This window comes from Parabacteroides chongii, from assembly GCF_029581355.1.
Classification (GTDB): Bacteria; Bacteroidota; Bacteroidia; order Bacteroidales; family Tannerellaceae; genus Parabacteroides; species Parabacteroides chongii.
Genome location: NZ_CP120849.1, coordinates 5,131,642 through 5,156,902, shown reverse-complemented (window position 1 = coordinate 5,156,902; position 25,261 = coordinate 5,131,642). Strand labels below are relative to the sequence as shown.

Here is a 25,261-nt window from a genome sequence, read left to right as displayed (position 1 = left end):
AATAAAGAACATGAACAAATCAGATTTAACACGGAAGATCGCAGAAAAGATGTCAATCTCTCAAAAGGAATCTCTGCGGTTTATAAATATCTTCGAAGATGTAATGGTTAGTGAACTAGCAAAAGATAATTCCATTATCCTGCATGGTTTTGGCACTTTATCCCCTTGGAAACAGAGTGAACGTTTTGGACGTAATCCCCGTACCGGTATTTGTGTTTTGATAAAGTCTCGTACTAGTGTCAAATTCAGGCCTGGTAAAGAGTTGTTGCGATTATTGAATGAACGTAAATAAATATGTTGTTGTCACAGTGGTGCATTCAGGCAGGGATAAACCATTCCCCTGTCTGAATGCATTATGTATACAAAGCTAAAAGAACTCTTCGGGAGAAAAACACCTTCCGTAAAAATGTTTAAGTCATTATTGGAAAACTTGCCAGAGCCGGAACAAGAACTTTATAAAAAGGCTGCCGTTGATACGGCCTTTTGTGACTGGGAAAATACACCTCCCCGCTACCGCTTATTTCTGACCGACTTATTTCAACACCATTGGCAAAAATCATTGGATTTTCTATTATATAAAACGGTAATCGGTTCGCTCGGCTATGAGTTGCAACAACCGGAACTCCTCCGAAAGGTATTCTCTTTACTGGAAGGAAAGCGGGAGGATGGTTTTATGCCTTCTTATCTACACCTGTCTTTTGTGCTTCTCCTTGTTTTTCACGATAATAAATCGGTCGAATATTTGGGAGATCTACTTCGTAAAGAATTTACTTCGGATGATTTTAGTGACCTGCTTGATCTATGGAAAGCTGATAATGAGCCCAAATAGTAGCCTTCTGATTAATAAAACTTAATTCCCCCCTTCTGAAATCTACAAGGATTGTCTCGTATTTTTATTTAAAACGCCGACAGCCTGCCTGCAGGTCTTATATGTGCTGCATATTTCAGCATATTTCATTTTTTTACCGGTTTATCTTTGTTGTATTGATGTCGATAAAGTACTTGAATATTAATCTATTAAATTATTGTAGTCATGAGTGTAAAGTATAAACTGGTGGTTAAAAAGAATTTGGGAAATGATAAGAAGGATATCCCGGAAAAGAAGTATGCACAAATTGTTTCGGGTGATTTTGTGGGATTTGATGAATTTGTGGAGGAGGTAGGCGATAGCTCCGGGGTAGGTAGTGCTGTGGTGAAAGCTGTGTTGGACCGTATGAATGTCATATTAGTGCGTCATCTGCAACATGGACGACGTGTCACTGTCGGGGAATTGGGTACTTTCCGTTTTACTATCGGGTCTCCCGGGGTGACGGACGAAAAATCTTTTGATACAAATCTGATCCGTGAACCTAAGGTTCGCTTTTTCCCGGGGAAAGCACTCCGTACCATTAAAAGCCAGGTCAGCTTTGAGAAGTTGTCTGAAAAGAAGGATGAAGAGAATGGCGGTGGGGAAGACGATAGACCGGTGATAGAGTAGTTGACAGTTGACAAGTGACAGTAGACAGTTAAAAGGGTAGAGGTTTATGAAACGGATAACGATTCAGTTAATTATTGCAGTCCTGCTCACAGTGAGCGGGATTGTTCTTCTCTTCAGCGGTTTTTGGGTAGCCCCTGACGGATTGATAGATAGTAGCGTACTGGTGGCCTTTGGTGAGATCAGCACATTTGCAGGAGCTCTTTTCGGAGTGGATTATACATATAAATTTAAAATCAACAATCATGAGTAACACAACACATAAAACCATGCTGAGCGAACATTTCAGCAAGGAGGAACTGACTTACAGTAATATAGCGGTAGTAAACGGTTTGGATAACGAACCTCCGTCTGCGGCTTGCCACGCCCTGGCTTATCTTGCCACTCATTTACTGGAACCGTTAAGGCGGTTGAATAATGGTCCTATTGCCATTTTGAGCGGGTATCGCAGTGATGCGGTAAACCGTTTGGCCGGTGGCGTTGCTACTAGTCAACACCGAAACGGGGAGGCTGCCGATTGTTATATACCGGAAGGGCCGGGTCGGTTACTGGAGATACTGAAAAAGTCGGGGTTACTTTTCGATCAAGCTATCCTGTACAGAAAACGAAAGTTTCTGCATATCTCCTTAAAAGAAAGAGGTCATAACCGGATGCAGGTGTTATTTTATATGTTGTTATGTTTACTTATTCTGTTACCCTCTTGCCGGATACGACAGGAAAGTGTAAAAAAGGGACAGGCTATCCAAATAGATTCACTGGTACATTCTCTTAAAGATTCTTCTTCTTTAAGCCATAAAATATACACGAAAGATTCCATAAACTGGAATATAACCCGGATGGTCTTTTCACCACCCGATAGCACTGGTTATCAATATACTACAGAAATAACCTTACTACAAGGCAACAAATATCATAACATGATCGATACGATCGATCATACGAATAATTCATTATTGGAGATAATCCATCAACAAACAAACCAGTCCTCTTTCTCTGAAAATAAGGAATATAATCAGTCATCCTCTATAAGGATCTGGAAAATTTTCGGTGTCGTGTTAATAGGAGGATGTGTGTGGTGGAAGGCTTGTTGTTCCCCTTCAATGAAAATAAAAAAGGATTAGAAATTTACTTTCCAATCCTTCTGTTTTGGAGGTTCCTGGCGGATTCGAACCGCCGTACATGGTTTTGCAGACCACTGACTAAGCCACTCATCCAAGGAACCGGACTTTGTTTTGCATTAACGATGAATTATCTCTTTTGAGGTTCCTGGCGGATTCGAACCGCCGTACACGGTTTTGCAGACCGCTGACTAAGCCACTCATCCAAGGAACCGTTTGTTTCAAATAACGTCTTATCGTTTTTGCGAGTGCAAAGAAAGGCATTATGTTTGGAATATGCAAATCTTTTTCATTCTTTTTGCAGGCGTTGATTGTTGCAGAACTAAGGAAAAAGAAGTTACTTTGTCTTCTGTTAGTTATAAAAATGAAAGGATGAATTATATTGAGACAGAAATTCCAGGTATGTGGATTATTGAACCTAAGGTTTTTAATGATGCACGGGGGTATTTTATGGAAGCCTGGAAGAAGGACGAGTTCGAACAACATATCGGTAAGGTAAATTTTATTCAGGATAATGAATCTTGTTCTTCCAAAGGAGTACTCCGCGGATTACATTATCAGCTGGCTCCTTATTCGCAGTCGAAGTTAGTACGGGTAATCACCGGACGTGTTCTGGATGTGGCTGTAGATATTCGTGTCGGTTCACCGACGTTCGGAAAATATGTGGCTGTCGAACTTTCGGCAGAGAATAAACGCCAGTTTTTTATCCCTCAGGGCTTTGCTCATGGATTTCATGTGTTGAGCGACGAGGCTGTATTTACATATAAGGTAGATAATCCTTACATGCCAAGCCATGAAAGGGGATTACGCTTTGATGATCCTTCGATAGGGATAGATTGGAAGATCACGGATGCGGAAGCATTAACCTTATCGGAGAAAGACACAAAATCTCCCCTATTGAGCGAAGCAGAAATTAATTATACATATAAATAATACGGACGATGAAGACTTATCTGGTTACAGGTGCCGCTGGTTTTATTGGTGCCAACTTTATCAAATATATGCTGGCTGAGCATCAGGATATAAAGATCGTAGTTCTTGACTTGCTTACTTATGCAGGGAATCTGGGTACAATAGCGGAGGATATCGATGGCGAACGTTGTGAGTTTGTAAAGGGAGATATCTGCGACCGTGATTTGGCTGATGAACTTTTTGCAAAATATAATTTTGATTATGTCGTTAATTTTGCCGCAGAGAGTCATGTCGACCGTAGTATTGAAAACCCGCAGTTGTTTTTGGTGACAAATATTCTGGGGACGCAAAACTTACTGGATGCCGCGCGCAAAGCCTGGGTAACGGGAAAAGCCGAGACCGGTTATCCGTTGTGGCGCGAAGGCGTACGTTTTCACCAGGTGTCGACCGATGAGGTATATGGCAGTCTGGGAGCGGAAGGCTATTTCCACGAAACGACTCCATTGGATCCGAGAAGTCCTTACAGTGCATCCAAGACCAGTGCCGATTTGTTTGTAAAGGCTTATGCAGATACCTATAAAATGCCGGTAAGCATTACCCGCTGTTCCAATAATTATGGTCCTTATCATTTTCCGGAAAAGCTGATTCCGCTTATTATAAAAAATATCCTGGAAGGGAAATCTTTACCTGTATATGGCGACGGCACCAATGTAAGGGACTGGTTGTATGTGGAAGACCATTGCAAGGCGATCGATGCGGTTATCCATCGAGGGCGGGCTGGCGAAGTATATAATGTAGGCGGACATAACGAAAAACAGAATATCGAGATTGTGAAGTTGACCATTCAGACAATCCGCCGGTTGATGACTGAGCAACCTGAATACCGTCAGGTATTGAAGAAGAAAGAGATCGGTCCTGACGGAGAGATTAGGATCGACTGGATCAATGAAAGCTTGATTACTTTCGTAAAAGACCGGCTCGGACACGATCAACGTTATGCCATCGATCCGACAAAAATATCCACAGAACTGGGTTGGACACCTGAAACCAGCTTTGAGGTCGGTATCGTAAAAACGATCCGCTGGTATCTGGAAAACCAACAATGGGTAGAAGATATTACCGGCGGCGATTATATGAAATATTACGACCGGATGTACTCCGGCCGTTGATTACAGAACATTGGTTTCTCCATCCGGAGAAGTCGCTGAATGATTTGAAGAGAGGCTGCTCACCAGTTCGGGAGCAGTCTCTTTTATTTGTTTACGTATCGATTCCCGTATCTCTTTGCGGATATTTGTGCGCGTGCTATCCAGTTCGGCTTCTTTGGCCGGCTTGAAGAGATCTTTGTAGCGGCATTTCACGATCTTGTATTTGAAATCGTCCAGGTTGCCGGTGATATCTATTCCCAGTTTGAAAGGAACGGGTGATTTGAGTACGGATAGATGGTAGTTGAACGTCATATCCAGATTGTGCGTTCCTCCGACTGCCACTTTGTATCTGTCCATTTCAACCAGGAAGGGAAATACCTCGATTTTATTGTCCTTAATGGCCAAGTCTACGGAGATACTGTCTATCACATTTCGTTTCTTATTCTTGAACATAAGCGTCTTGGATATTTCCGTAAAAGTTTCGCCATCGAGCAGCACCATATTTTCTCCATGCAGATAGCAGGCTGAATTTAAAGAGGGGAGATCGAGTGACATTACTGAGTCCATTTTGCAGGTGGCTGTGATCTGGCAGTCTACTACGCCTTCGAAAGAACGTAACATAGGAACCAGGGTATCGATGGCGGGGTATAATCCGATTAATTTCTCGACCATGACATTTTCCAGATCGAGATCGAAACCTGCAGAAGCACCGCTTTCATCCTTAGCCGTGTAGAACATTGTCATATTTCCACGACCGATATTCGAATCCATCTTGAGGTTGCTGAGGTTGATGCTCTGATCGCGGATGATCACTTCACCAAGGACATTGCTCAGTTCGACATCTTTGAAATCGATCTTTTTCGCATCTGTATGAAGCGTCATATCCAAATAAGCAGGGATAACGAATACCCGGTCTGTCGTGTCTAATGTGGCTGTAGCCATGGAATCCTGCAATGTATGGGTATCCATTGTGACGAGATTTTCTTCGTCGATAGCTGACTGGTCGGCTGTTGCGGCATGTTGTTCCGAATATTGCATGCCTGAGTTCATCGCTTTCATTAGCTGGTTACAGTCGATATAGTCGGATGTCAGGGAGAAGTTGCCCTGTAATTTTCCTCCTCGCAACATGGCTTGGCGGATACGTTTTATTTCTCCGTTCAGCATGAAATCGCTTTTTCCCAGATGCAGGTGTGCATCGGTGAGTGTAATGTCGTTGGTGTTGAACTTCATGGTTGTCTGATCTATTCTCATCGGTAGAGGCAGCAGGCGGCTGAATCCGCGCATTTTGTTGAACGAAAGACTGCCGCGTACTTCCCAGCGACGTAATAACTGCGTTGTCACATCGGTTGTGTCTGCCTGTACCTGACCAGGTATTCTTGGACGGCGTGTACGTGTTACTCTTGCAGCTGTTTGCGTAGTCGTATCGGTCCGGGCCAGCCTGCGTTGACGTATGGCATCCCGGTAGGGAAGAGCTTCTATATTAAATGTATTTCCGGAGAGGATCATTCCGGTACGCATCGGCAGAATGAAATAACGCAGGGTATCGACAGAGATGGTAGCTCCGGCAGTCGGTATGAGTTTGTTGGATGCGGATGATTTGATGCCGCCTTTCATAACAGTCTGTCCGGCCACCAGCCATACGGAGTCAGGAAGACGGGTGCGCAGATAATCGAATTTCAACTGTGCTGTCATTGGGATAACGGCTGTCGTATCGATTACCGGTGATGTTTTTGCCTGTATAGCCAATCGGCTGATGTTGGTACTGATGTCGTCCTGATATTTGACGTTCAGGCTGTCGACGGACAGTGTTATGCTTAACAGGTCCTTATTTTCCAGGTAAGAACTACTTAACTGGGTTGAATCGACCGAGAAAGCTGCATTGGTAATAAAGACATCCATTCCCAACGGTTTACTGTAGGCTTTCAATGTATCGATATTCAAACGGCCTGACGCATGTACTTTTCCGTACTGGCTGTTCAGCAGGTCATCCACATTGAACGAGGCAGAAAGGTCGGCATCCATTACTCCCTGGAGGAATAGGGTGTCCGGGTTCAGGAATTCTTTTGCCAGCCGTGTGAAATCTATCTTTCCTTTAATATTTGTATCTATATTGGGAGAAGTCAGCAGGTTGGTGACTTTTCCGCTCATATCCAGGGAAGTTGTCAGACCTTTTAATGTCAGTTGTTCCAACGAGACGAAAGAAGAGTCGGGATACATGCCGTTCAGATGGAGGTCCATATCCATCTGTAGGGTGTCGATCCCTTGTTTGAGACCTTTGACGTGGTAAGAGCCATTCTCTATTTTACAGCATAGGTTAACCGAGGGGACAATGCTGTCGCCCAGGTAACCATGTATGTTACCTTCCACGATGACTGCACCTTTAGCTTCTATTTTTTCTCTGTGTTGGAAGTAGGCATCGGGTATGAATTTCAGCAGATCGTTCATATCGGATACTTTAAGCCCGACTTCCATGTCTATTTTGGTCTGTTTCAGCGGCGGCAGGCTGCTGACAGAACCGTTGGCTGTAAAAGGCAGGTTGTTTACCAGCAATTCGGCATCGTTCAATGTGATTGTATTGAAGTTGTCGGATAACAGGAGTTGGCTTTTTAGTTTCAGCGCCAGTTTATTTTCTAATGTATAGGTCGGACTACTGAAAAGAATAGAGGTAGAGCCGGTTTCAATGTCCAGCTTGTTCTTCCCGTCGGTCAGCGAGCCGTCCATGTTAAGGAAGAAACCGTTGATCTCGGCAAATAAGTCTGCTTCACGGTCGTCGTAAGTGAAACGGCCATTTGAGATACGGACTTTTTGCAGGTCGATAGGTGGCAAAGGCTTTTTGTCGGTCTCGGCAGAATCGGGTTCACTGGAATAAATATCCCAGTTGGCAGCCCCTTTTTTATTGACGTAACCGTAGAAGCGGGGTTCTTCGAGGCTGAACTCGCCGATGGTTATCTTGCCGCCGAAAAGAAAGTCGGTTGGCCGGAGGGAGATAACGGCTGTTTTGAAAGCAAGCAACGAGTCGGATGGGATGGCCAGTTCTTCTTCGTGTGCAGTAGAGTCTTCTGCTGCATGCGAGATCAGGTGACCATTCGTAAGCCGGATACCTAGATGCGGGTATGTTTCGAAATAAGTAAGCTCGATCCGTTCGCAATCCAGGTGGGCATCAAGGAATTTATTGGTCTGTTCGATGACAAGCGGAGTCAGTTTCTCCGGAGGGAGAACACCCCAGTTCAGAATACTGAAGCCGATACCCGGCAGGATAAAGAACAGGGTAACAGCAATAACGATAATAGTTGTAACTACTTTTTTATTGATCTTCATATTGTCTTCATGTATTGGTCATACAAAAGTATGTAAATAAACCCATATCTTTGTACCAGATAAGTTTATTTAAAAGAATATAGGAATATGGATTTTCGCCTGAAGGTATTTTACAGCGTAGCGACTAACCTGAGCTTTACGAAAGCTTCCAAAGAGTTGTATATAAGCCAGCCCGCTATAAGCAAACATATTCATGAACTGGAGATGCAGTATAAGATGCCGTTGTTCGACCGTACCGGTAGCCGTATCGTGCTGACACGGGCAGGGGAATTGCTTTTGTCGCATACTAATACGTTGCTTGCCGCTTACCGGCAACTGGATTTCGAGATGAATCTGCTGACCGATAATATCTGCGGCGACCTGCGCCTGGGGGCGAGTACCACGATTGCCCAATATGTTTTGCCTCCTATATTATCTTCTTTTATCAGGAAGTTTCCCGATATACGCGCTTCTTTGCTGAACGGTAACAGCCATGATATCGAAAAGGCTTTGTGTGAAGGAAAGATCACTTTGGGGCTGGTGGAAGGGAAGATTCGCCAGAGCTCCCTCCACTATACGCCTTTTATGAAAGATGAGTTGGTGGTGATTACGCATACCGGCAGCAAGCTCGCTCATTTTGAAGAACTGTCGCTGGAGCAGCTTTGCACTCTGCCGCTGGTGCTCCGTGAAAATGGCTCGGGAACATTATCTGTCCTGGAATCTACGCTTGCCGAGCATCAGATCAAATTGTCTCAATTAAATGTTCTGATGCAATTGGGAAGTACCGAAAGTATCAAGTTGTTTCTTGAAAATTCGGATGTCCTTGCGATCGTATCGGTGCGTGCCGTTACCCGCGAACTGATGTCGGGTTCATTGAAAGTGATTGATATCACGGACTTTTCAGCCGAACGTATGTTCTCCTTTGTGCAGTTGCAAGGGCAGAGCGGCGGACTGGAGGAGAGTTTTATCCGGTATATGCAAGCCTATAAATAAGGTCAGATATGGATACCGTAATCGTGTTTTACTTCATCCATCACAAAAGTACTTTCCAGTGATCCCAGGCTGTCGATCGTTCCCAGGACATTCAGGATAAATTCTTGATAATGCTTCATATTGGGGGCATGTATCTTTAGCAGGTAATCGTAACTGCCTGATATATTATAACATTCGGTTACTTCAGGTATCTCCTGTATGATCCGTGTGAAATCAGTCGCTATCTCTTTATTGAGCTTACTGAGTTTGACGCGGCAAAAGACGACAAAGCCCAGGTTCAGCTTTTCCGCATCCAATACGGCGATATACTTCTTTATATATCCCCCGTTCTCCAAACGTCTGAGACGTTCGAAAACAGGTGTGGACGAAAGGTTTACCCGGGCGGCAAGCTCTTTCGTCGTTAATCGTGCATTCTCCTGCAGCGTACGAAGTATCTGCAAATCCTTTTTATCAAGAGTCTCCATAGAATAAAATTCTTTTATTGGGGCTATTTTAACTATTATCCGGTTTGTTTATTCTGTGTACTGATGCAAAAATAGGGTTATTTTCTGTATTATCAATATTTCTTGTTTGATATTTCCATGTATTGTACTTTTGCTGGTGAATAATTCGATAATCAGTTAAACTAAAAAGAATACGATCATGGCAAAAAGAGAATTGCATTTTGAGACTTTACAGCTTCATGTGGGACAGGAACAGGCAGATCCGGCAACAGATTCACGTGCAGTTCCTATTTATCAGACAACATCTTATGTGTTTCATAACTCGGCACATGCCGCAGCCCGTTTCGGTCTGCAGGATCCGGGTAACATATACGGACGCTTGACTAATTCGACTCAAGGTGTTTTTGAACAACGGGTAGCTGTCCTGGAAGGCGGTGTAGCAGGGCTGGCTGTAGCCTCCGGTGCTGCTGCTATTACCTATGCATTTGAGAATATTGCCCGTGCCGGTGACCATATCGTTGCTGCTAAAACCATTTATGGCGGTAGTTATAATCTGCTGGCGCATACATTGCCCGCTTATGGGATAACCGCCACCTTTGTCGATCCGGCTGACCTGTCGAATTTCGAGAAAGCCATTCAACCGAATACAAAGGCTGTCTTTATTGAAACCCTGGGAAATCCTAATTCCAATATTATAGATATAGAGGTAGTCGCTGATATTGCCCATCGCCACAAGATACCCTTGATCGTCGACAATACGTTCGGAACTCCTTATCTGATCCGTCCGATCGAGTACGGGGCTGATATTGTAGTACATTCTGCGACCAAGTTTATAGGCGGGCATGGCACATCGCTGGGTGGTGTGATTGTCGATTCCGGTAAGTTCGACTGGGTCGCTTCCGGTAAGTTTCCGCAATTGACAGAGCCCGATCCGAGTTATCATGGCGTACGTTTTGTCGATGCAGCCGGTCCGGCAGCGTATGTTACCCGTATTCGTGCTATCCTCTTGCGTGATACCGGAGCCTGCATCAGTCCTTTCAATGCATTCATTTTATTACAGGGGCTGGAGACACTTTCTTTGCGTGTGGAACGCCATGTGGAAAATGCCTTGAAAGTCGTGGATTTTCTGAAAGATCATCCGAAAGTGAAAAAGGTAAACCACCCGTCACTGCCGGACCATCCCGACCATGCTTTATATAAACGTTATTTCCCCAAAGGCGGCGGTTCCATTTTTACTTTCGAGCTGAAAGGCGGTCAGGAGGAAGCACACCGCTTCATCGACAGTTTGGAGATTTTCTCTTTGTTGGCAAATGTTGCCGATGTCAAATCTCTTGTTATTCATCCGGCAAGTACGACCCATTCTCAATTGAGTGCCGAAGAACTGGTAGACCAGGAAATTTATCCGGGAACAGTTCGTTTGTCGATCGGGACGGAACATATTGAGGATTTGCTGGCTGATTTGGAAGAGGCGCTTGCCAGAATCTGAACAATCAGAATGAAAGGAGGGTTATAACTTCAAGTTATCATCTATTCCATAATGTGATTGGTATGATATCTTTTTTTAATTTACTTTTGCGCCGTCAAAAATATAAGGATAACTAAGATATTATAGTAATGGACACAATTGAACAAGTGCTTGCGAAGTATAACAAACCTCTTTTCATTCTTCTTTTTATTTTATGCCTGATGCCTTTTATATCGCCCGCAATAGCCCTGTTTCTAGGGCTTACACTCGGGATGACAGCCGGGCAGCCTTTTCCTAAGTTTAGTAAGAAGACATCCAAATATCTGCTACAGTTTTCGGTCGTTGGGCTCGGGTTCGGTATGAATCTGCATGAGTCGCTGAAGACAGGGAAGGAAGGCATGCTTTTCACCATTGTGTCGGTGGCGGCTGTACTGGTGTTGGGTATATATCTGGGCAAACGCCTGATGATGGATCGGAAAACCGCTTATCTGATCTCTGCCGGGACAGCTATTTGCGGCGGTAGCGCCATTGCAGCCGTAGGGCCGGTAGTGAAAGCTAACGATAATGAAATGTCGATGGCACTGGGTACGATCTTTATCCTGAATGCAATTGCGCTGTTTATCTTTCCCCCTATCGGTCATTTACTCAATATGACACAGGAGCAATTCGGCATGTGGGCGGCTATTGCTATCCACGACACCAGTTCGGTGGTCGGTGCCGGTGCCGCTTATGGCGAGGAAGCGCTTGAAATCGCTACGATGGTTAAGTTGACGCGTGCTTTGTGGATTATTCCGATTACGATCGTGACCATGTTCCTCTTCAAGCAAAAAGGTGGTAAGATTGCTATCCCCTGGTTTATCTTCTTTTTCATTTTGGCAATGGTTGCCAACACCTTTTTAACGATCCCCGAAACAGTGACAGGTTCGTTGGTTTGGTTGGCTAAAAAGGGATTGACTGTCACTCTCTTCCTTATCGGAGCCGGATTATCAAGAAAAGTAATCAAACAGGTCGGTGTCCGTCCGATGGTACAAGGGGTAGTGCTTTGGGTTTTCATCGGTTTAATTAGCCTGGGAGTTATATTATTGGTTTAATTTCTTATCTTTGCGATTTCTAAGCGAATAAGAAGATGGCTTCAAAAATAACAAAAGGTATTATAATTACATTCTGGGTACTGTTTGCGGCAGCAGTAGGGACTGTATTTCTGATTTTTACCGCAATAGCGAATGGCTCTATCGGGTATATGCCGCCGGTGGAACAGCTCGAAAATCCTATCGATAAATATGCTTCCCAGATCATTTCATCTGACGGAAAGACATTGGGAAGTTATGCCCATAGTCAGGATAACCGTATCATGACAAATTATAAGGATCTTTCTCCCGACCTGGTGAAAGCCTTGATAGCTACCGAAGATATTCGTTATGCACAACATAGCGGTATCGATGCGCAGGGATTGTTCCGCGCTGTTGTGAAACGCGGTATCCTGATGCAGAAGAGTGGTGGCGGTGGTAGTACCATTACCCAGCAGCTGGCAAAACAGCTTTTCTCACCTAGTGCCGATAACTTTATGGAACGCCTGTTCCAAAAGCCGATCGAATGGGTGATTGCCGTTCAATTGGAACGTTATTATACAAAGGAAGAGATTATCAGCATGTATTTGAACAAATTTGACTTCCTGTATAATGCAGTCGGTATTCAATCGGCTGCACGTGTCTATTTCGGAACAACCCCTAAGAATTTAAAGATAGAAGAAGCGGCGACACTGGTGGGAATGTGTAAGAATCCTTCTTATTTCAATCCTGTTCGTCAGAATGAACGTACCCGCGGACGCCGTAACACCGTTCTGGATCAGATGGAAAAGGCGGGGTATATCAGCCGGGCGGAATGTGATTCTCTGAAAGCATTACCTCTGACTGTCCGTTTCAGCCGTATGGACCACAAAGACGGACCAGCTCCTTATTTCCGTGAATATCTTCGTCTTGTCCTGACGGCGAAGAAACCGGAGCGTAAGCGCTATGCCTCCTGGCAAGGTCAGAAATTCTCGGAAGACTCGTTGGCATGGGAGACGAACCCGTTATACGGTTGGTGTAATAAGAATAAGAAAGCGGATGGACAATATTATAATGTATATACAGACGGTCTTAAAATTTATACGACTATTGATTCGCGTATGCAGCAATATGCCGAAGAAGCTGTTCGTGAACATATAGGCGGAACTTTGCAACCTGCTTTCTTCAAAGAAAAGAAAGGACGTAGTTATGCTCCGTTTTCCCGTGATGTGAGAGCCGGACAGGTGGATACGATGTTGATGCGCGCTATGCATCAGACAGACCGTTACCGTGCGATGAAGAAGGAAGGTATGAGCGAAGCCGATATGCGTAAGGAGTTCCAGAAGCCGGTAGAAATGAGCGTGTTCAGCTGGAACGGTCCGGTTGATACGATTATGTCTCCATGGGATTCTATCCGTTACCATAAGAGCTTCCTGCGTACGGCGTTTATGTCGATGGACCCGCGTACCGGATATGTGAAGGCATATGTGGGCGGGATAGATTATAATGATTTCCAGTATGATATGATCAATGGCGGCCGCAGGCAGGTGGGTTCTACTATTAAGCCGTTCCTGTACTCGTTGGCGATGATTGAAGGCTTTAGTCCGTGCGATGAAATGTTGCATGTCGAACAGAAGTTGACGGATGAAAACGGGATACTTTGGGCTCCAAAGAATGCCGGAGCCAAGAGGGTCGGTGAAATGGTTACGTTGCAGTGGGGATTGCAGAACTCTTCGAACTGGGTGACTGCTTATTTGATGAAGCAGCTTTCTCCTTATACGTTTGTTCGTCTGTTGCATTCTTTTGGAATAAAAGGGAATATCGATCCTGTTATTTCTGTCTCTTTGGGAACACCGGATGTATCGGTAGGTGAAATGGTAGGAGCTTATACGACCTTTGCCAATAAAGGTATTCGCGTCGAGCCTATGTATGTAACCCGTATCGAAGACCAGTATGGGAATACGATAGCTAGTTTCAATCAACAAATGAGTGAGGTGTTGCCGGAAGATGCTTCCTATAAGATGTTATATATGTTGAGGAGCGTGATTGATGGTGGAACCGGAGGACGTGTTCGTTTCCGTTATGGTATAAAAGCACCGATGGGTGGTAAGACTGGTACGACACAGAATAACTCCGATGGTTGGTTTATGGGATTCACGCCTAGTTTGGTGTCCGGTTGTTGGGTCGGAGGAGAAGACCGTTCTATTCATTTCGACCGTCTTCAGGAAGGGCAGGGGGCAAGTATGGCATTGCCTATCTACGGCTTATTTATGCAGAAGGTGTATGCCGACAAGACGCTCGGTTATTCGGAAGAGGAAGACTTCGATGTTCCTGAACAATATGCCGATCCTTGTAAAACGATAACGGAAGAAGAACGAAAGAGTATCCCGGCAGATGCAGGAGGTATCGATAAAATGTTTGAATAGTAGACTGGATTAGTTGAAATACAACTCCCGCAAATCTAAATTATTTATTAGATTTGCGGGAGTTCCTTTTTTAGGATAAACTGAACTTATTCCTAAGGAAAGTGGTTTACTGATTATAAAGTGATATAACATGAATTTCAGACATAAATATGTATTGGCTATCGATCAGGGAACAACAACATCCCGTGCCATCCTGTTTAATCGTCAGGGACAGGTCATCACTCTCTCGCAGAAAACATTCCAACAATATTTCCCCAAGCCGGGTTGGGTAGAACATGACCCGAACGAGATTTGGTATACGCAATCGCTCGCGATCAAGGAAGCGATGGCAAAAGCCGACGTGACGGATGATCATATTGCCTGTATCGGCATTGCCAACCAACGGGAGACGACAATTGTCTGGGACCGTGAGACGGGCTTCCCTGTTTACAATGCGATTGTGTGGCAGGACCGACGGACGGCTGACTACTGCGAGGAATTGAAAGCGGAGGGTTATTCCGATTTCATCCAGCAAAAGACCGGATTGGTGATCGATGCTTATTTCTCGGCGACAAAGGTCAAATGGATACTGGATCATGTGAAAGGTATCCGTGAACGGGCGGAGCGGGGAGAACTTTGTTTCGGTACGGTCGATTCCTGGCTGGTCTGGAAACTGACGCGGGGTTCGCAGTTCATTACCGATGTCACGAATGCTTCCCGAACTATGTTATTCAATATAAATACCTTGCAATGGGATCAGGAGTTGCTCGATTTGTTCACGATTCCATCTTCCATGTTGCCGGAGGTGAAGAGCAGTAGCGAGGTCTATTGTGAAACCTCTACGCCGATATTTAAGACCGGTATTCCTGTTTCCGGAATGGCAGGCGACCAGCAGGCTGCTTTGTTCGGGCAGTTGTGCCTGGATAAAGGGATGATGAAGACGACTTACGGAACAGGGTGTTTTATGATCGTAAATACAGGCGACAAGCCAGTACTTTCGCAGAATAACCTGTTGACGACGATTGCCTGGAAGTTGGGTGACCAGGTGACTTATGCGCTTGAAGGCAGTGTGTTTGTCGGCGGTGCGGTTATCCAGTGGCTTCGTGACGGTATCGGATTGATTCCGAATGCTCCGGTAACGGAACAGATGGCGAAATCGGTTTCCGACAATGGCGGTGTCTATTTTGTTCCGGCACTGACCGGTTTGGGGGCTCCGTACTGGGACCAGTATGCACGTGGTGCAATCATCGGCATTACCCGTGGTACGACGGCGGCGCATCTGACACGTGCGGCTCTGGAAGGTATTTGTTATCAGGTATATGACGTACTGATCGCGATGGAAAATGATATTCAGGCCAAACCGAAGGAGATCCGTGTGGATGGCGGTGCGATAGCAAATAACTTCCTGATGCAGTTTCAGGCAGACATCAGCCGGTGTCCGGTAGTACGCCCCAGCATCATTGAAACAACGGCTTTGGGGGCTGCTTATCTGGCGGGATTGGCTGTGAACTATTGGAAAGATACGGATGAACTGAAAGAGCAATGGTCGCTCGATACTATATTTACCGCCAAGATGAAACCTGAAACAGCTTTGGCTTTACTTACAGACTGGCATAAGGCGGTCGGACGGACAATGAACTGGGCAATGGATAGCGAAATATAGTCATTCTTCTTATATCAGCTCCCGTATGATCTTTATTACCTTCGGGATGGAAGCTTCCACTTCCGGGGTCAGTTCCATATTTACTTCATTCAGATTGGCTGCCGAGACGACGATCAGATGGACTTCCGGCAGATCACCCGTCAGGATCATCGTTTCGATCATGTCGCGAAGTCCGATTTCGTGTGCACTCATTAGGGGAGGATAATCGCTGGCGTATTTCGGACGGATGAGACGGACTGTTCCCGGCGGATTGGTGTCGAGGGTGGCGTCTACCATGATGATATGGTCATAACCCGTCAGCCAGCTGATCAGATGCAAGCCCCCCGTCCCGCCATCCATCAGGGTGACATGGGCGGGAAGCGTTTCTCTCTCCAGGGCACGGATCACGTGGATACCGACTCCTTCGTCTTTCAGCAATAGATTGCCGACACCTAATATAAGAGTTTTATTCATGTTTCTTCGCGATCTTGGTGATTGTCTCGGCTGTCTCTGTAACCTCTTCCTTGTCTGCAATGTCTTCTTCAATGAACTTCCAGCCTCCAATGATAGAGGAAGTTTCACCGCGTTGCTCGATGTAATCGTGGTAGAATACCAGATATACATGGACAATGGCGAACAGGATAAAGAACCACATCAGGAAATGGTGGATCTGGCGTGCCATCAAATCGCCGCCCATTAAAGGAATGGTCCAGGCAAACAGTTGAGGGAAGACCGACTGGCTCATTTTGGCATACAGTCCGAAACCTGTAATACTTTGTAACAGGAATGCCCAGAACGTGCCGAAATAGATCAGGCTTGCCAGTGCATTATGCCCGATACTGTCGACCGGCTTGTTCTTTATCATTAGGATATCGACCTTGATCACTTCCCATACTTCCTGCCATTGCGATTTCTTTAGCGGGATGAAGTTGTTCCATCGGGCGAAGCGGTTTCCCACAAATCCCCAATACAGGCGGAACACGAAGTTGAAGAAGAAAACGAAAGCCGCTACAAAATGGATGAAACGGACCACTCCGAACCAGTAACTGAAATAGGCTTCCGATGCATTCAGTATGGCAGGAGGATCGGCAATGATAAACCCGGTAATACAAAGTATAACGATACATAATGCATTTACCCAGTGATAAATACGTACGGGAAGCTCCCATACGTATACTTCTCTCAGACGTTTCTTACGACTTTTCATAGCAATACTTTTTAAAACGTATCCATTTGGTGCACATACTTCCCTTCCTCGTCATACAGATGCACGGCACAAGCCAGGCACGGGTCGAAGGAATGGATCGTCCGGAGGATTTCAAGCGGCTGATTGGCATCGTGGATCGGTGTACCGATCAGGGCTGATTCGTAAGGAGATAAGTTTCCGTTCTCGTCTCTCGGCGAAGCGTTCCAGGTGGTGGGAACAACCATCTGATAATTCTTTACCCGGTTGTTTTCGATAACGATAAAATGAGCCAGTGCACCGCGCGGAGCTTCTGTCAGTCCTACGCCTTGCGCTTTCTTCGGCCAGTTTTCGTTTTCCCACATGACCGGATTCGCCATACGGGAATCTCCGTTCTCCAGGTTCTTCATCAACTGGTCGAAAAATTCGAGCGACCAGCCGGCAACCAGTTGTGTCTCGATTCCGCGGGCAGCCGTGCGTCCCAGAGTGGAAAACAGGGCTTCAGCCGGGAGGTTCAGTTGCTTCAATACATTATCGACTGCTGTTTTCTGAGGTTCTTTGCCTGCAGCGTATGCCACGATCAGGCGGGCAAGCGGACCTACTTCCATCGGCTGGCCTTTCCAGCGCGGCGTTTTGATCCAGCTATATTTATCTTCTACGTCCAAATGTTTATAAGGAGGCTTCGGACCGGTATATTCCAGGTTTGTCTCTCCGTCGTACGGATGCAGGCCGGCTTTGTCACCTTCGGTATATTTGTACCAGGAGTGGTAGATATATTCTTTGATTTCTTCCGGAGAATTGGCATCTACCGGATGGACTTTGCTCAGGTCACGGTCGAGCACGATACCGCGCGGACTCAGATAATCTTCGATACCGGCATACCCATGCAAGGGGAAATCGCCGTATGACAGATAGTTGCTTACGCCGCCGCCGATCTTGCTCCATTCGTCTTTATAGACTTCGGCGATCATCAGCAAATCCGGGATATATACCTGGTCGATAAAGTCTTTTCCTTCCTGGAGCTTTTGCTTAACCAGCGCCAGGCGTTCGGAATTGATCGCATTTGCCTCGTTGAGGTCGATGCTGCACGGCATACCGCCTACCAGGAAGTTCGGATGCGGATTCTTACCACCGAATACGGCATGTACTTTGACAATCTCCTTTTGCCATTCCAGCGCATCCAGATAATGGACGGTTGCAATCAGGTTCTGTTCCGGTGTCAGTTTATAGGCAGGATGACCCCAATATCCGTTGGCGAAGATACCGAGCTGTCCGCTGGCAACGAATTTCTTCAGGCGTTCCTGTGTATTTCTGAAATATCCTTCCGTATTTTTGGCCCACGGCGATAGTTGCTGGGCGAGGAGGGCTGCTGCTTTCGGGTCTGCTTTCAGAGCCGATACGATATCGACCCAGTCCAGCGCATGCAACTGGTAGAAATGGACTGTATGGTCATGCATGTAAAGTACTGCTTCCATAATATTGCGCACCATCTCCGCATTGGGAGGAATGGTGATGTCCAACGCCTGTTCCACCGCACGCACGGAGCAGAGCGAATGAATGGAAGTACACACACCGCAAACACGTCCCACAAATACCCAGGCATCGCGGGGATCACGGTTGCGTACAATATTTTCTATTCCGCGTACCATTGTACCGGAACTGTATGCCTCTTTTATTTTGCCGCCTTCGATGGCTGCTTCTACCCGTAGATGGCCTTCAATGCGGGTGATGGGGTCTATGACGATTCTTTCTGACATGGTATTGAGAATTTAGATGTTAGATTTACTTTCCGGTTCTTCGTTATCGATCAGTTCTTTCTTACGGATATTGGTTGCTACGGCATGAACGGCAATACCGGCAGCTGTGGCGGCTCCCAGGGCAAGACCGATCTGGTCTGCCGTTGCTTCGATGCCGAAACCGTGAACATCGGGCATTCGTTTGTAGAACGGACTGTTGTCCCAAAAATTCTCTTCACTGCAACCCAGGCAGGGATGGCCGCTTTGGATCGGGTAGCTGGTTCCTTCATTCCATTTGATGATACCGCATGAATTATAAGTGCTGGGGCCGTTACATCCTACTTTGTACAGGCAATATCCTTTCTTCGCATTTTCATCGTCGAAGCTTTCCACGAAAAGGCCGGCATCGAAGTTGGCGCGACGGTAACAGGTATCGTGTACGCGGCGGGAGTAGAACATCTTCGGACGTCCCAGGCCGTCGAGTTGCGGCATACGGTCGAAAGTCAGCATATAGATGAGGACACCCGCCATCACATCTGCGATAGGAGGGCAGCCCTGTACATTTATAATAGGTTTACCTTTGATTACTTTATGGATCGCTTTTGCCCCTGTAGGATTCGGGTTTGCTGCCTGTACACAACCGGCACATGCGCAGTTACCCCAGGCGATAATGGCTTTTGCCCCTTTTGCCGCCTCTTCAGTAATCTGCAGGGCACTTTTGCCGCCTACACAGCAATAACCTTCGTCTTTTGTCGGGATCGATCCTTCGATCATAAGCAAGTATTCACCATAGTACTTTTTCATCGTCTCTTCCTTGGCCGCTTCCGCCTGTTCGCCGGCGGCAGCCATTAACGTTTCCGTATAGTCTAGTGATACCTTATCGAGTAGAAGCGTTGCCACGATCGGGTGTGCAGCGCGGATGAACGATTCTGTACAACAGGTACATTCCTGGAGATGGAGCCAGATAATCGGTAGGCGCGGTTTGGTTTCCAGCGCGTTGACAACCTGGGCCACGCCCGTGGATTCTAGTCCCATGAGAGCAGCCATGGTGGTACAGAATTTCAGGAAATCCCTTCGGGTGATGCCTTTTTGCCGGCATTCCTCGTAGACGGTAGGTCTTTTATTTTCCATATTTTCGTAATTTATTGGTTTCTTTATTTCAGCAGATACGTGGTAACTGTTCGCCGCTTAACATATCGACGATCCGATAGTTGCCATATAGTGTTTTCATTTTAACGATTGCATGGTCCTTTCCGGTTATGCGACCGATAATCGTTGCATCCTTTCCTTCCGGAAAGTTTTTCATCACAGCCAAAGCCTCTTGTGCACGGTTTTCCGGCAGGATAACCAGCACTAATCCCTCGTTGGCGATATAAAGCGGATCGAGTCCCAATATTTCCGAAGCGCCTTTCACGGCATCGGGTATGGGAAGGGATACTTCATCTAAAACGATTTCAACCTGGGCTGTATTTGCTATCTCGTTCAGTGTTCCGCTTACTCCACCGCGTGTCGGATCGCGAAGCACATGAACTTCCTCTATATTTTTTAACAACTCAGCGAGCATATTGTTTAACGAAACTGTATCACTTTTCAGATTTGTTTCAAAACCGAGACTTTCGCGGGCAGAAAGGATCGTGATGCCGTGTACTCCGATCGAACCGCTACAGATTACCACATCTCCGGGCTGCACGCGATCGGGAGCGATACGGATACCTTCCGGTACCACTCCGATACCGCTGGTATTGATGAATAGTTTGTCACATTTGCCGCGTTCCACCACTTTGGTATCGCCGGCAACGATCTGCACACCGGCTTTGTCGGCGGCTTTACGCATGGAGCGGACGATACGTTGCAGGTCGGCAAGAGGCAGACCTTCTTCCAGTATGAATCCGGCTGTCAGATAAAGAGGCCGGGCACCGCAACAGGCCAGGTCGTTTACTGTGCCGTTCACCGCCAGGTCGCCTATATCGCCGCCGGGAAAGAATATCGGATCGACAACGAACGAGTCGGTCGAACAGGCCATGCGTCCTTCCTGTACGGGGAAAACACAACCGTCATGATCCTGTTCCAGCAACGGATTGCGGAATGCGGGATAAAAAACAGTGCTTATCAGCTGATGTGTCATTCTTCCGCCGCCGCCGTGAGCCATCAGCACACAATCGGTATCGGTAAAAGGAACCGGACAGCTAAAATCTTCGTTCTTCATATCTTTATAGTTGACGGTTGACAGTTGACAAGTGACAGTTTAGGCTTCGTGTCTGAAACCTGTCAACTGTCACTTGTCAACTGTCAACTATATTTATAGTATGCAGCACAAACTCCTTCCGATGAAACCATCGGTGCTCCCACCGGATGTCCCGGCGAACAAGCCTTTCTGAAGAAAGGACAGTCGGACGGTTGCTTCACACCTCTCATGATGTCTCCGGCAATACATTCGGATGAAATTTTAGTTTCTTTCGGAAGAAACTGGAATTTCTCCCGAGAGGAATAGTTTGCATATGTTTTCTTCAATTGTAAACCGCTGCCGGGAATTACACCGATTCCGCGCCATTCCTGATCGCATGGTTCAAGTGTTTCGTCCATTAAAGTACGGGCAGCCGGATTCCCTTCTTCCGGTACGGCACGGCGGTAGGCATTTTCTACAAAATAGCTTCCGTTCTCCAGCTGTAGCAGGCAACGATAAATACCCAGCAGCAGGTCGACCGGCTCAAAACCGGTGACTACCATCGGTGTATTATATTTTTGAGCTAATTGATGGTAAGCTGAATTTCCGGTGATCGCACATACATGACCGGCTGTCAGAAAGCCGTCTACCTTACTTTCCGGATCGGAAAGGATCGCATCTATGGCGGGCGGGACGGTGAACAGTGAGGTCAGTAAAGAGAAATTGGATAGTTTCTTCCGTTGTGCTTCCTTCAATGCCATCATGTGGACGGGAGCTGTCGTTTCAAAACCTATGGCGAAAAAGACAACTTCCTTTCCGGGATTTGTCTCCGCCAGTCTGACTGCGTCGAGTGGAGAATAAAGCATACGGATGTCTGCTCCGCGTGCTTTCGCCTGCAACAAATCTTCGTTGGTCCCCGGCACACGCATCATGTCTCCGAAAGAAGCCAGTATGACATCGGAACGTTTGGCTAATTCCAAAGCCTGGTCTATCAGAGTAACCGGTGTGACGCAGACCGGGCAACCGGGACCATGAAGCAGGCGGACCTGTTCCGGCAACATTTCTTCCAGACGATAACGGGCGATGGCATGTGTCTGTCCGCCGCATATTTCCATAATATGCCACGGTTGGGTCGTTACTTTCCGGATGGCGCGGACGAGCGCCTGCACCTGATCGTTGTCCCGATATTCGTCGACATATTTCATATGCGTTCCAGTTTTTTCAGGTCCTCCAGCGTCTCTTCGGCTTCCCGGGCATTGACGACAGATATTGCCATACCCGCATGGGCGAGTATATAATCGCCTTCCGTTGCATCCACCCATTGGATGCAAATGTCTTTCGTAATACCGCTGAAATCGACCTTAGCCATTGCCAGATCAGGCATCGAACGGTCTATACTTACTATTTTACCAGGAACAGCCAGACACATAAGCTTATTTGTTTTTTATTAACAACTCCAAAAGTAACCAATATGTTCGGGAAAAGATGTGTTAAATGATACATATTATCTATTAAGTGATAAATAAAAATTATCGGCATTGCCGGATGGATGGTTTGTTTATTATGGGTAAACCCTCTATATTTGTTCGGACTGTAAAACAAGGAAGGGTGAAGATATCAAAATTGATAATCCGTGGATTGGTGCAAGGGGTTGGCTTTCGTCCGTTTATCTATCGTATAGCCAGTGAAATGGGGATAGAAGGGGAGGTGGATAACCGGAATAACGGTGTTTGCATTCATGCTGTTCTGACACCGGAGCAACAGGAGGTATTTATTTCCCGGATCAGAGAAGAACATCCTCCGGTCGCTTTTATCCATAGCATACAGGTTTCGGAAACGGAGCAGGAAGCCGGCGGATATACCGGTTTCACCATTATTCCCAGCCACTCCGATTCGGAAGAAGTGACGCAGGTGGCGCCTGATATTGCCGTTTGTTCCGAATGCCTTCATGACAGAAAGGTACAACCGCATCGCCTGAGATATCCTTTTATCAATTGTACGCATTGCGGTCCCCGTTTTTCAATCATCCGTGATCTGCCTTACGACCGGTATCAAACGACTATGTCGGCTTTTGCCATGTGTCCGGATTGCCGGAAAGAATATACGACGGTCAGCGACCGGCGTTTTCATGCACAACCTGTGGCCTGTAATCATTGCGGGCCTTTTTATTATGCTATATATAATAATGTAAAGATAGATGACTATACTGAATTGCTGGACCTGTCCGTTCGCTTGCTTGCGGAAGGTGAAGTGATTGCAGCGAAAGGTATCGGCGGCTATCATTTGATATGCGATGCTTTGAATGAACAGGCTGTAACCCGCTTGCGGATGATAAAACAACGTGACAGCAAGCCTTTTGCCGTTATGTTCCGTGATATGGAACAGTTGAAGCGATATGCAGCAGTCAATCCGGTCGAAGCAGATTGCCTGCTTTCCTGGCGGCGTCCGATCGTGTTGCTGCAACAAAAGAAAAGGCTGGCAGCCGATATAAACCGTGATATGCAGACATTGGGTTGTATGCTGCCTTATATGCCGCTGCATTATGACTGGTTTGAAGCCCTGGATACTCCGGCTTTGGTGATGACCAGTGGAAACTTGAGCGATTACCCGATTGCTATAACACCCGCTGAGGCAGAAGAACAGCTGTCCGGTAAAGTCGCCTTGCTGCTCCATCACAACCGGGATATTCATAACCGGGTGGACGACTCGGTTTTACAGGTTTGCGGAGGTCAGCCTTGTCTGATCCGTCGTTCGCGGGGCTATGTGCCGGAACCTTTCTTTGCAGATATACCGGTAGAAGGTATCCTGGCTTTTGGTGCGGAGAAAGTGAATACGTTTGCCCTGGGGAAAGGGGATACGGTTTTGCAAAGCCAGTATATCGGTGATTTGAAGAACTGGGAAACTTACAGTTTCTATACAGAGTCGATGGAACGGTTCCGGCATCTTTTCCGTTTTACTCCCTCTGTGCTTGTATGCGACATGCATTCCGATTATCTGTCTTCCCGGGAGGCAGAACGTATAGCGCTACGTTCCGGATTGCCTTTGCTGAAGGTACAGCATCATCATGCCCACGCTGCCGCCTGTATGCTGGAACATGGTTTGCATGAAAAAGTCGTTGCCATCGTATTGGATGGGACCGGATTAGGGGATGACGGGAAAGTCTGGGGAGGAGAGTTTTTTCTCTGTGACCGAAAAGTGTATAGCCGCCTGTCGCACTTTGAATATGTACCTTTACCCGGCGGCGATAAGGCAGCCTTAGAACCCTGGCGGATGGCTGTAGCTTATTTATGGCATTATCGGGGAAGCTCCGCCTGCTTTCCGGAAGGATTTACTGAACGGATAGGCGCTGATAAAATCCGGCTGCTGACAACCATGATGGAAAAGGGTATTAATACACCTTATACATCCGGTGCGGGCCGGTTGTTTGATGCCGTCGCTTCGCTGCTTGGTCTCTGTGATGTGTCGACGCATCAGGGGGAAGCCCCGGTGCGGTTGGAACAGGCGGCGGGAAGTGAACAATCGACACATTATCCGGTTCTGATAAAAGAAGAGGTTGTTTCTTTCCGTCCTTTATTTGAAGGAGTGCTGGATGATCTGGCTTCCGGAGTCTCTGTCTGTGATATAGCGGCGAAGTTCCATAATACAATGGCTTTTCTTCTGCTGGCGGAAGCTAAACGTCATCTGCGACAAACCGGTGCGACCCGGGTAATCGTTTCCGGCGGTTGTTTTCAAAACAAACGGTTGACGGAACAGTTGCAGCGTTTATTTGCGGATGAGGGCATTCCTTTGTATGTCCCGGGCCGTATACCTTGTAATGATGGGGGAGTTGCCGTTGGCCAGCTGGCGATTGCCGCTTCCCGAAAAAATAGTACTGATTATGCATGAAATGTCTATTGCTCAAAGTATTGTCGAGCTGGCAGAGGAACAGGCGCGCAATCGTCATTCGGAAGCCGTCGAAGAACTGGAACTGGAAATCGGACGCCTGGCGGGTGTGGAATTGCATACGCTTGACTTCGCCCTTGAAAGTGCGGTGAAAGGTTCCATGCTCGAACATGCTTCGATCGTTCGTCATATTATCGACGGAGAAGGGGCTTGTACGGATTGCGGGCGGGTCTTTCCGATGGATGCTTTATTCACGCCTTGTCCGGCATGTGGTTCTTATTGTGTTAAAATCCTTAAAGGAAAAGAACTTCGTGTGAAATCGATTGTTATTAAATAATAAATACAAAACGCTT

General features: G+C 46.5%; 23 protein-coding genes and 2 tRNA genes. 14 read left to right on the top strand and 11 right to left on the bottom strand.

Features of this window, described 5'->3' with window-relative positions:
• Positions 1 to 10: 10 nt before the first annotated feature.
• The 5 genes from P3L47_RS19725 to P3L47_RS19705 all read left to right on the top strand — a co-directional run bounded on the left by P3L47_RS19725 (position 11) and on the right by P3L47_RS19705 (position 2,595).
• Positions 11 to 292, top strand: a complete 282-nt coding sequence (locus P3L47_RS19725; RefSeq protein WP_277781869.1) for an HU family DNA-binding protein — start codon at positions 11 to 13, stop codon at positions 290 to 292.
• Between the two features lie 114 nt (positions 293 to 406).
• Positions 407 to 829, top strand: a complete 423-nt coding sequence (locus P3L47_RS19720; protein ID WP_122360440.1) for a hypothetical protein — start codon at positions 407 to 409, stop codon at positions 827 to 829.
• A gap of 204 nt (positions 830 to 1,033) precedes the next feature.
• Positions 1,034 to 1,477, top strand: coding sequence for an HU family DNA-binding protein (locus tag P3L47_RS19715; RefSeq protein WP_122360439.1), 444 nt, complete (start codon positions 1,034 to 1,036; stop codon positions 1,475 to 1,477).
• Between the two features lie 46 nt (positions 1,478 to 1,523).
• Complete coding sequence (locus P3L47_RS19710; protein WP_122360438.1) at positions 1,524 to 1,727, top strand: hypothetical protein; 204 nt, start codon at positions 1,524 to 1,526, stop codon at positions 1,725 to 1,727.
• The gene (locus P3L47_RS19705; protein ID WP_277781868.1) at positions 1,720 to 2,595 is read left to right on the top strand and encodes a D-Ala-D-Ala carboxypeptidase family metallohydrolase; all 876 of its coding nucleotides are present in this window, start codon (positions 1,720 to 1,722) and stop codon (positions 2,593 to 2,595) included. Before P3L47_RS19710 ends, P3L47_RS19705 begins: the two co-directional genes overlap by 8 nt.
• Before the next feature lie 26 nt (positions 2,596 to 2,621).
• Here P3L47_RS19705 and P3L47_RS19700 read toward each other — a convergent pair.
• A tRNA-Cys gene (locus P3L47_RS19700) sits at positions 2,622 to 2,696 on the bottom strand.
• Between the two features lie 38 nt (positions 2,697 to 2,734).
• A tRNA-Cys gene (locus P3L47_RS19695) sits at positions 2,735 to 2,806 on the bottom strand.
• A gap of 158 nt (positions 2,807 to 2,964) precedes the next feature.
• On the opposite strand from P3L47_RS19695, the gene rfbC reads away from it, so the two are divergent.
• Both rfbC and rfbB read left to right on the top strand, forming a co-directional pair.
• Positions 2,965 to 3,525, top strand: a complete 561-nt coding sequence (gene rfbC, locus P3L47_RS19690) for a dTDP-4-dehydrorhamnose 3,5-epimerase (RefSeq protein ID WP_122360533.1) — start codon at positions 2,965 to 2,967, stop codon at positions 3,523 to 3,525.
• Between the two features lie 8 nt (positions 3,526 to 3,533).
• Positions 3,534 to 4,673 carry a dTDP-glucose 4,6-dehydratase gene (gene rfbB, locus P3L47_RS19685; protein WP_277781867.1) on the top strand — a complete coding sequence of 380 codons (1,140 nt, stop codon included), beginning with the start codon at positions 3,534 to 3,536 and terminating at the stop codon, positions 4,671 to 4,673.
• On the opposite strand, the gene P3L47_RS19680 is transcribed toward rfbB, so the two are convergent.
• Positions 4,674 to 7,970 (bottom strand): AsmA family protein, encoded by a 3,297-nt coding sequence (locus P3L47_RS19680; RefSeq protein WP_277781866.1) that lies wholly within the window; start codon positions 7,968 to 7,970, stop codon positions 4,674 to 4,676.
• Between the two features lie 87 nt (positions 7,971 to 8,057).
• Between P3L47_RS19680 and P3L47_RS19675 the strand changes: the two genes are divergently transcribed.
• Positions 8,058 to 8,942: a LysR family transcriptional regulator gene (locus P3L47_RS19675; RefSeq protein WP_277781865.1), complete on the top strand. Its 885-nt coding sequence runs from the start codon at positions 8,058 to 8,060 to the stop codon at positions 8,940 to 8,942.
• A gap of 2 nt (positions 8,943 to 8,944) precedes the next feature.
• On the opposite strand, the gene P3L47_RS19670 is transcribed toward P3L47_RS19675, so the two are convergent.
• Positions 8,945 to 9,406: an Lrp/AsnC family transcriptional regulator gene (locus P3L47_RS19670; RefSeq protein ID WP_122360433.1), complete on the bottom strand. Its 462-nt coding sequence runs from the start codon at positions 9,404 to 9,406 to the stop codon at positions 8,945 to 8,947.
• 178 nt (positions 9,407 to 9,584) lie between these two features.
• Here P3L47_RS19670 and P3L47_RS19665 point away from each other — a divergent pair, with 178 nt between their 5' ends.
• The 4 genes from P3L47_RS19665 (at position 9,585) to glpK (ending at position 15,964) form a co-directional block, all read left to right on the top strand.
• A complete protein-coding gene (locus P3L47_RS19665) occupies positions 9,585 to 10,871 on the top strand; it encodes an O-acetylhomoserine aminocarboxypropyltransferase/cysteine synthase family protein (protein ID WP_277781864.1) in 1,287 nt (428 codons plus the stop codon).
• Positions 10,872 to 10,999: 128 nt separating this feature from the next.
• Positions 11,000 to 11,941 (top strand): YeiH family protein, encoded by a 942-nt coding sequence (locus tag P3L47_RS19660; protein ID WP_277781863.1) that lies wholly within the window; start codon positions 11,000 to 11,002, stop codon positions 11,939 to 11,941.
• Between the two features lie 35 nt (positions 11,942 to 11,976).
• Positions 11,977 to 14,322 carry a transglycosylase domain-containing protein gene (locus P3L47_RS19655; RefSeq protein WP_277781862.1) on the top strand — a complete coding sequence of 782 codons (2,346 nt, stop codon included), beginning with the start codon at positions 11,977 to 11,979 and terminating at the stop codon, positions 14,320 to 14,322.
• Between the two features lie 130 nt (positions 14,323 to 14,452).
• Positions 14,453 to 15,964 carry a glycerol kinase GlpK gene (gene glpK, locus P3L47_RS19650; protein ID WP_277781861.1) on the top strand — a complete coding sequence of 504 codons (1,512 nt, stop codon included), beginning with the start codon at positions 14,453 to 14,455 and terminating at the stop codon, positions 15,962 to 15,964.
• A 9-nt stretch (positions 15,965 to 15,973) separates the two neighbouring features.
• Here the strand turns inward: glpK and P3L47_RS19645 are convergent, their stop codons facing one another.
• The 7 genes from P3L47_RS19645 to P3L47_RS19615 all read right to left on the bottom strand — a co-directional run bounded on the left by P3L47_RS19645 (position 15,974) and on the right by P3L47_RS19615 (position 22,455).
• On the bottom strand, positions 15,974 to 16,417 hold the full coding sequence (locus P3L47_RS19645; protein WP_277781860.1) for a HyaD/HybD family hydrogenase maturation endopeptidase: 444 nt from the start codon (positions 16,415 to 16,417) through the stop codon (positions 15,974 to 15,976).
• Positions 16,410 to 17,150: a Ni/Fe-hydrogenase, b-type cytochrome subunit gene (gene cybH, locus P3L47_RS19640; RefSeq protein ID WP_122360427.1), complete on the bottom strand. Its 741-nt coding sequence runs from the start codon at positions 17,148 to 17,150 to the stop codon at positions 16,410 to 16,412. Before cybH ends, P3L47_RS19645 begins: the two co-directional genes overlap by 8 nt.
• Before the next feature lie 11 nt (positions 17,151 to 17,161).
• Complete coding sequence (locus P3L47_RS19635; RefSeq protein WP_122360426.1) at positions 17,162 to 18,883, bottom strand: nickel-dependent hydrogenase large subunit; 1,722 nt, start codon at positions 18,881 to 18,883, stop codon at positions 17,162 to 17,164.
• 12 nt (positions 18,884 to 18,895) lie between these two features.
• Positions 18,896 to 19,993: a hydrogenase small subunit gene (locus P3L47_RS19630; protein WP_122360425.1), complete on the bottom strand. Its 1,098-nt coding sequence runs from the start codon at positions 19,991 to 19,993 to the stop codon at positions 18,896 to 18,898.
• 28 nt (positions 19,994 to 20,021) lie between these two features.
• Positions 20,022 to 21,068: a hydrogenase expression/formation protein HypE gene (gene hypE, locus P3L47_RS19625; protein ID WP_277781859.1), complete on the bottom strand. Its 1,047-nt coding sequence runs from the start codon at positions 21,066 to 21,068 to the stop codon at positions 20,022 to 20,024.
• A gap of 83 nt (positions 21,069 to 21,151) precedes the next feature.
• A complete protein-coding gene (gene hypD / locus P3L47_RS19620; RefSeq protein WP_277781858.1) occupies positions 21,152 to 22,231 on the bottom strand; it encodes a hydrogenase formation protein HypD in 1,080 nt (359 codons plus the stop codon).
• Entirely contained in the window at positions 22,228 to 22,455 is a 228-nt protein-coding gene (locus P3L47_RS19615; protein WP_277781857.1) for a HypC/HybG/HupF family hydrogenase formation chaperone, read from the bottom strand. The genes hypD and P3L47_RS19615 overlap by 4 nt, the downstream gene beginning before the upstream one ends.
• 134 nt (positions 22,456 to 22,589) lie before the next feature.
• On the opposite strand from P3L47_RS19615, the gene hypF reads away from it, so the two are divergent.
• Both hypF and P3L47_RS19605 read left to right on the top strand, forming a co-directional pair.
• Positions 22,590 to 24,911 carry a carbamoyltransferase HypF gene (gene hypF, locus P3L47_RS19610; protein ID WP_277783719.1) on the top strand — a complete coding sequence of 774 codons (2,322 nt, stop codon included), beginning with the start codon at positions 22,590 to 22,592 and terminating at the stop codon, positions 24,909 to 24,911.
• Positions 24,904 to 25,245, top strand: a complete 342-nt coding sequence (locus P3L47_RS19605; protein WP_122360421.1) for a hydrogenase maturation nickel metallochaperone HypA/HybF — start codon at positions 24,904 to 24,906, stop codon at positions 25,243 to 25,245. Before hypF ends, P3L47_RS19605 begins: the two co-directional genes overlap by 8 nt.
• The last annotated feature ends 16 nt before the right edge of the window (positions 25,246 to 25,261 follow it).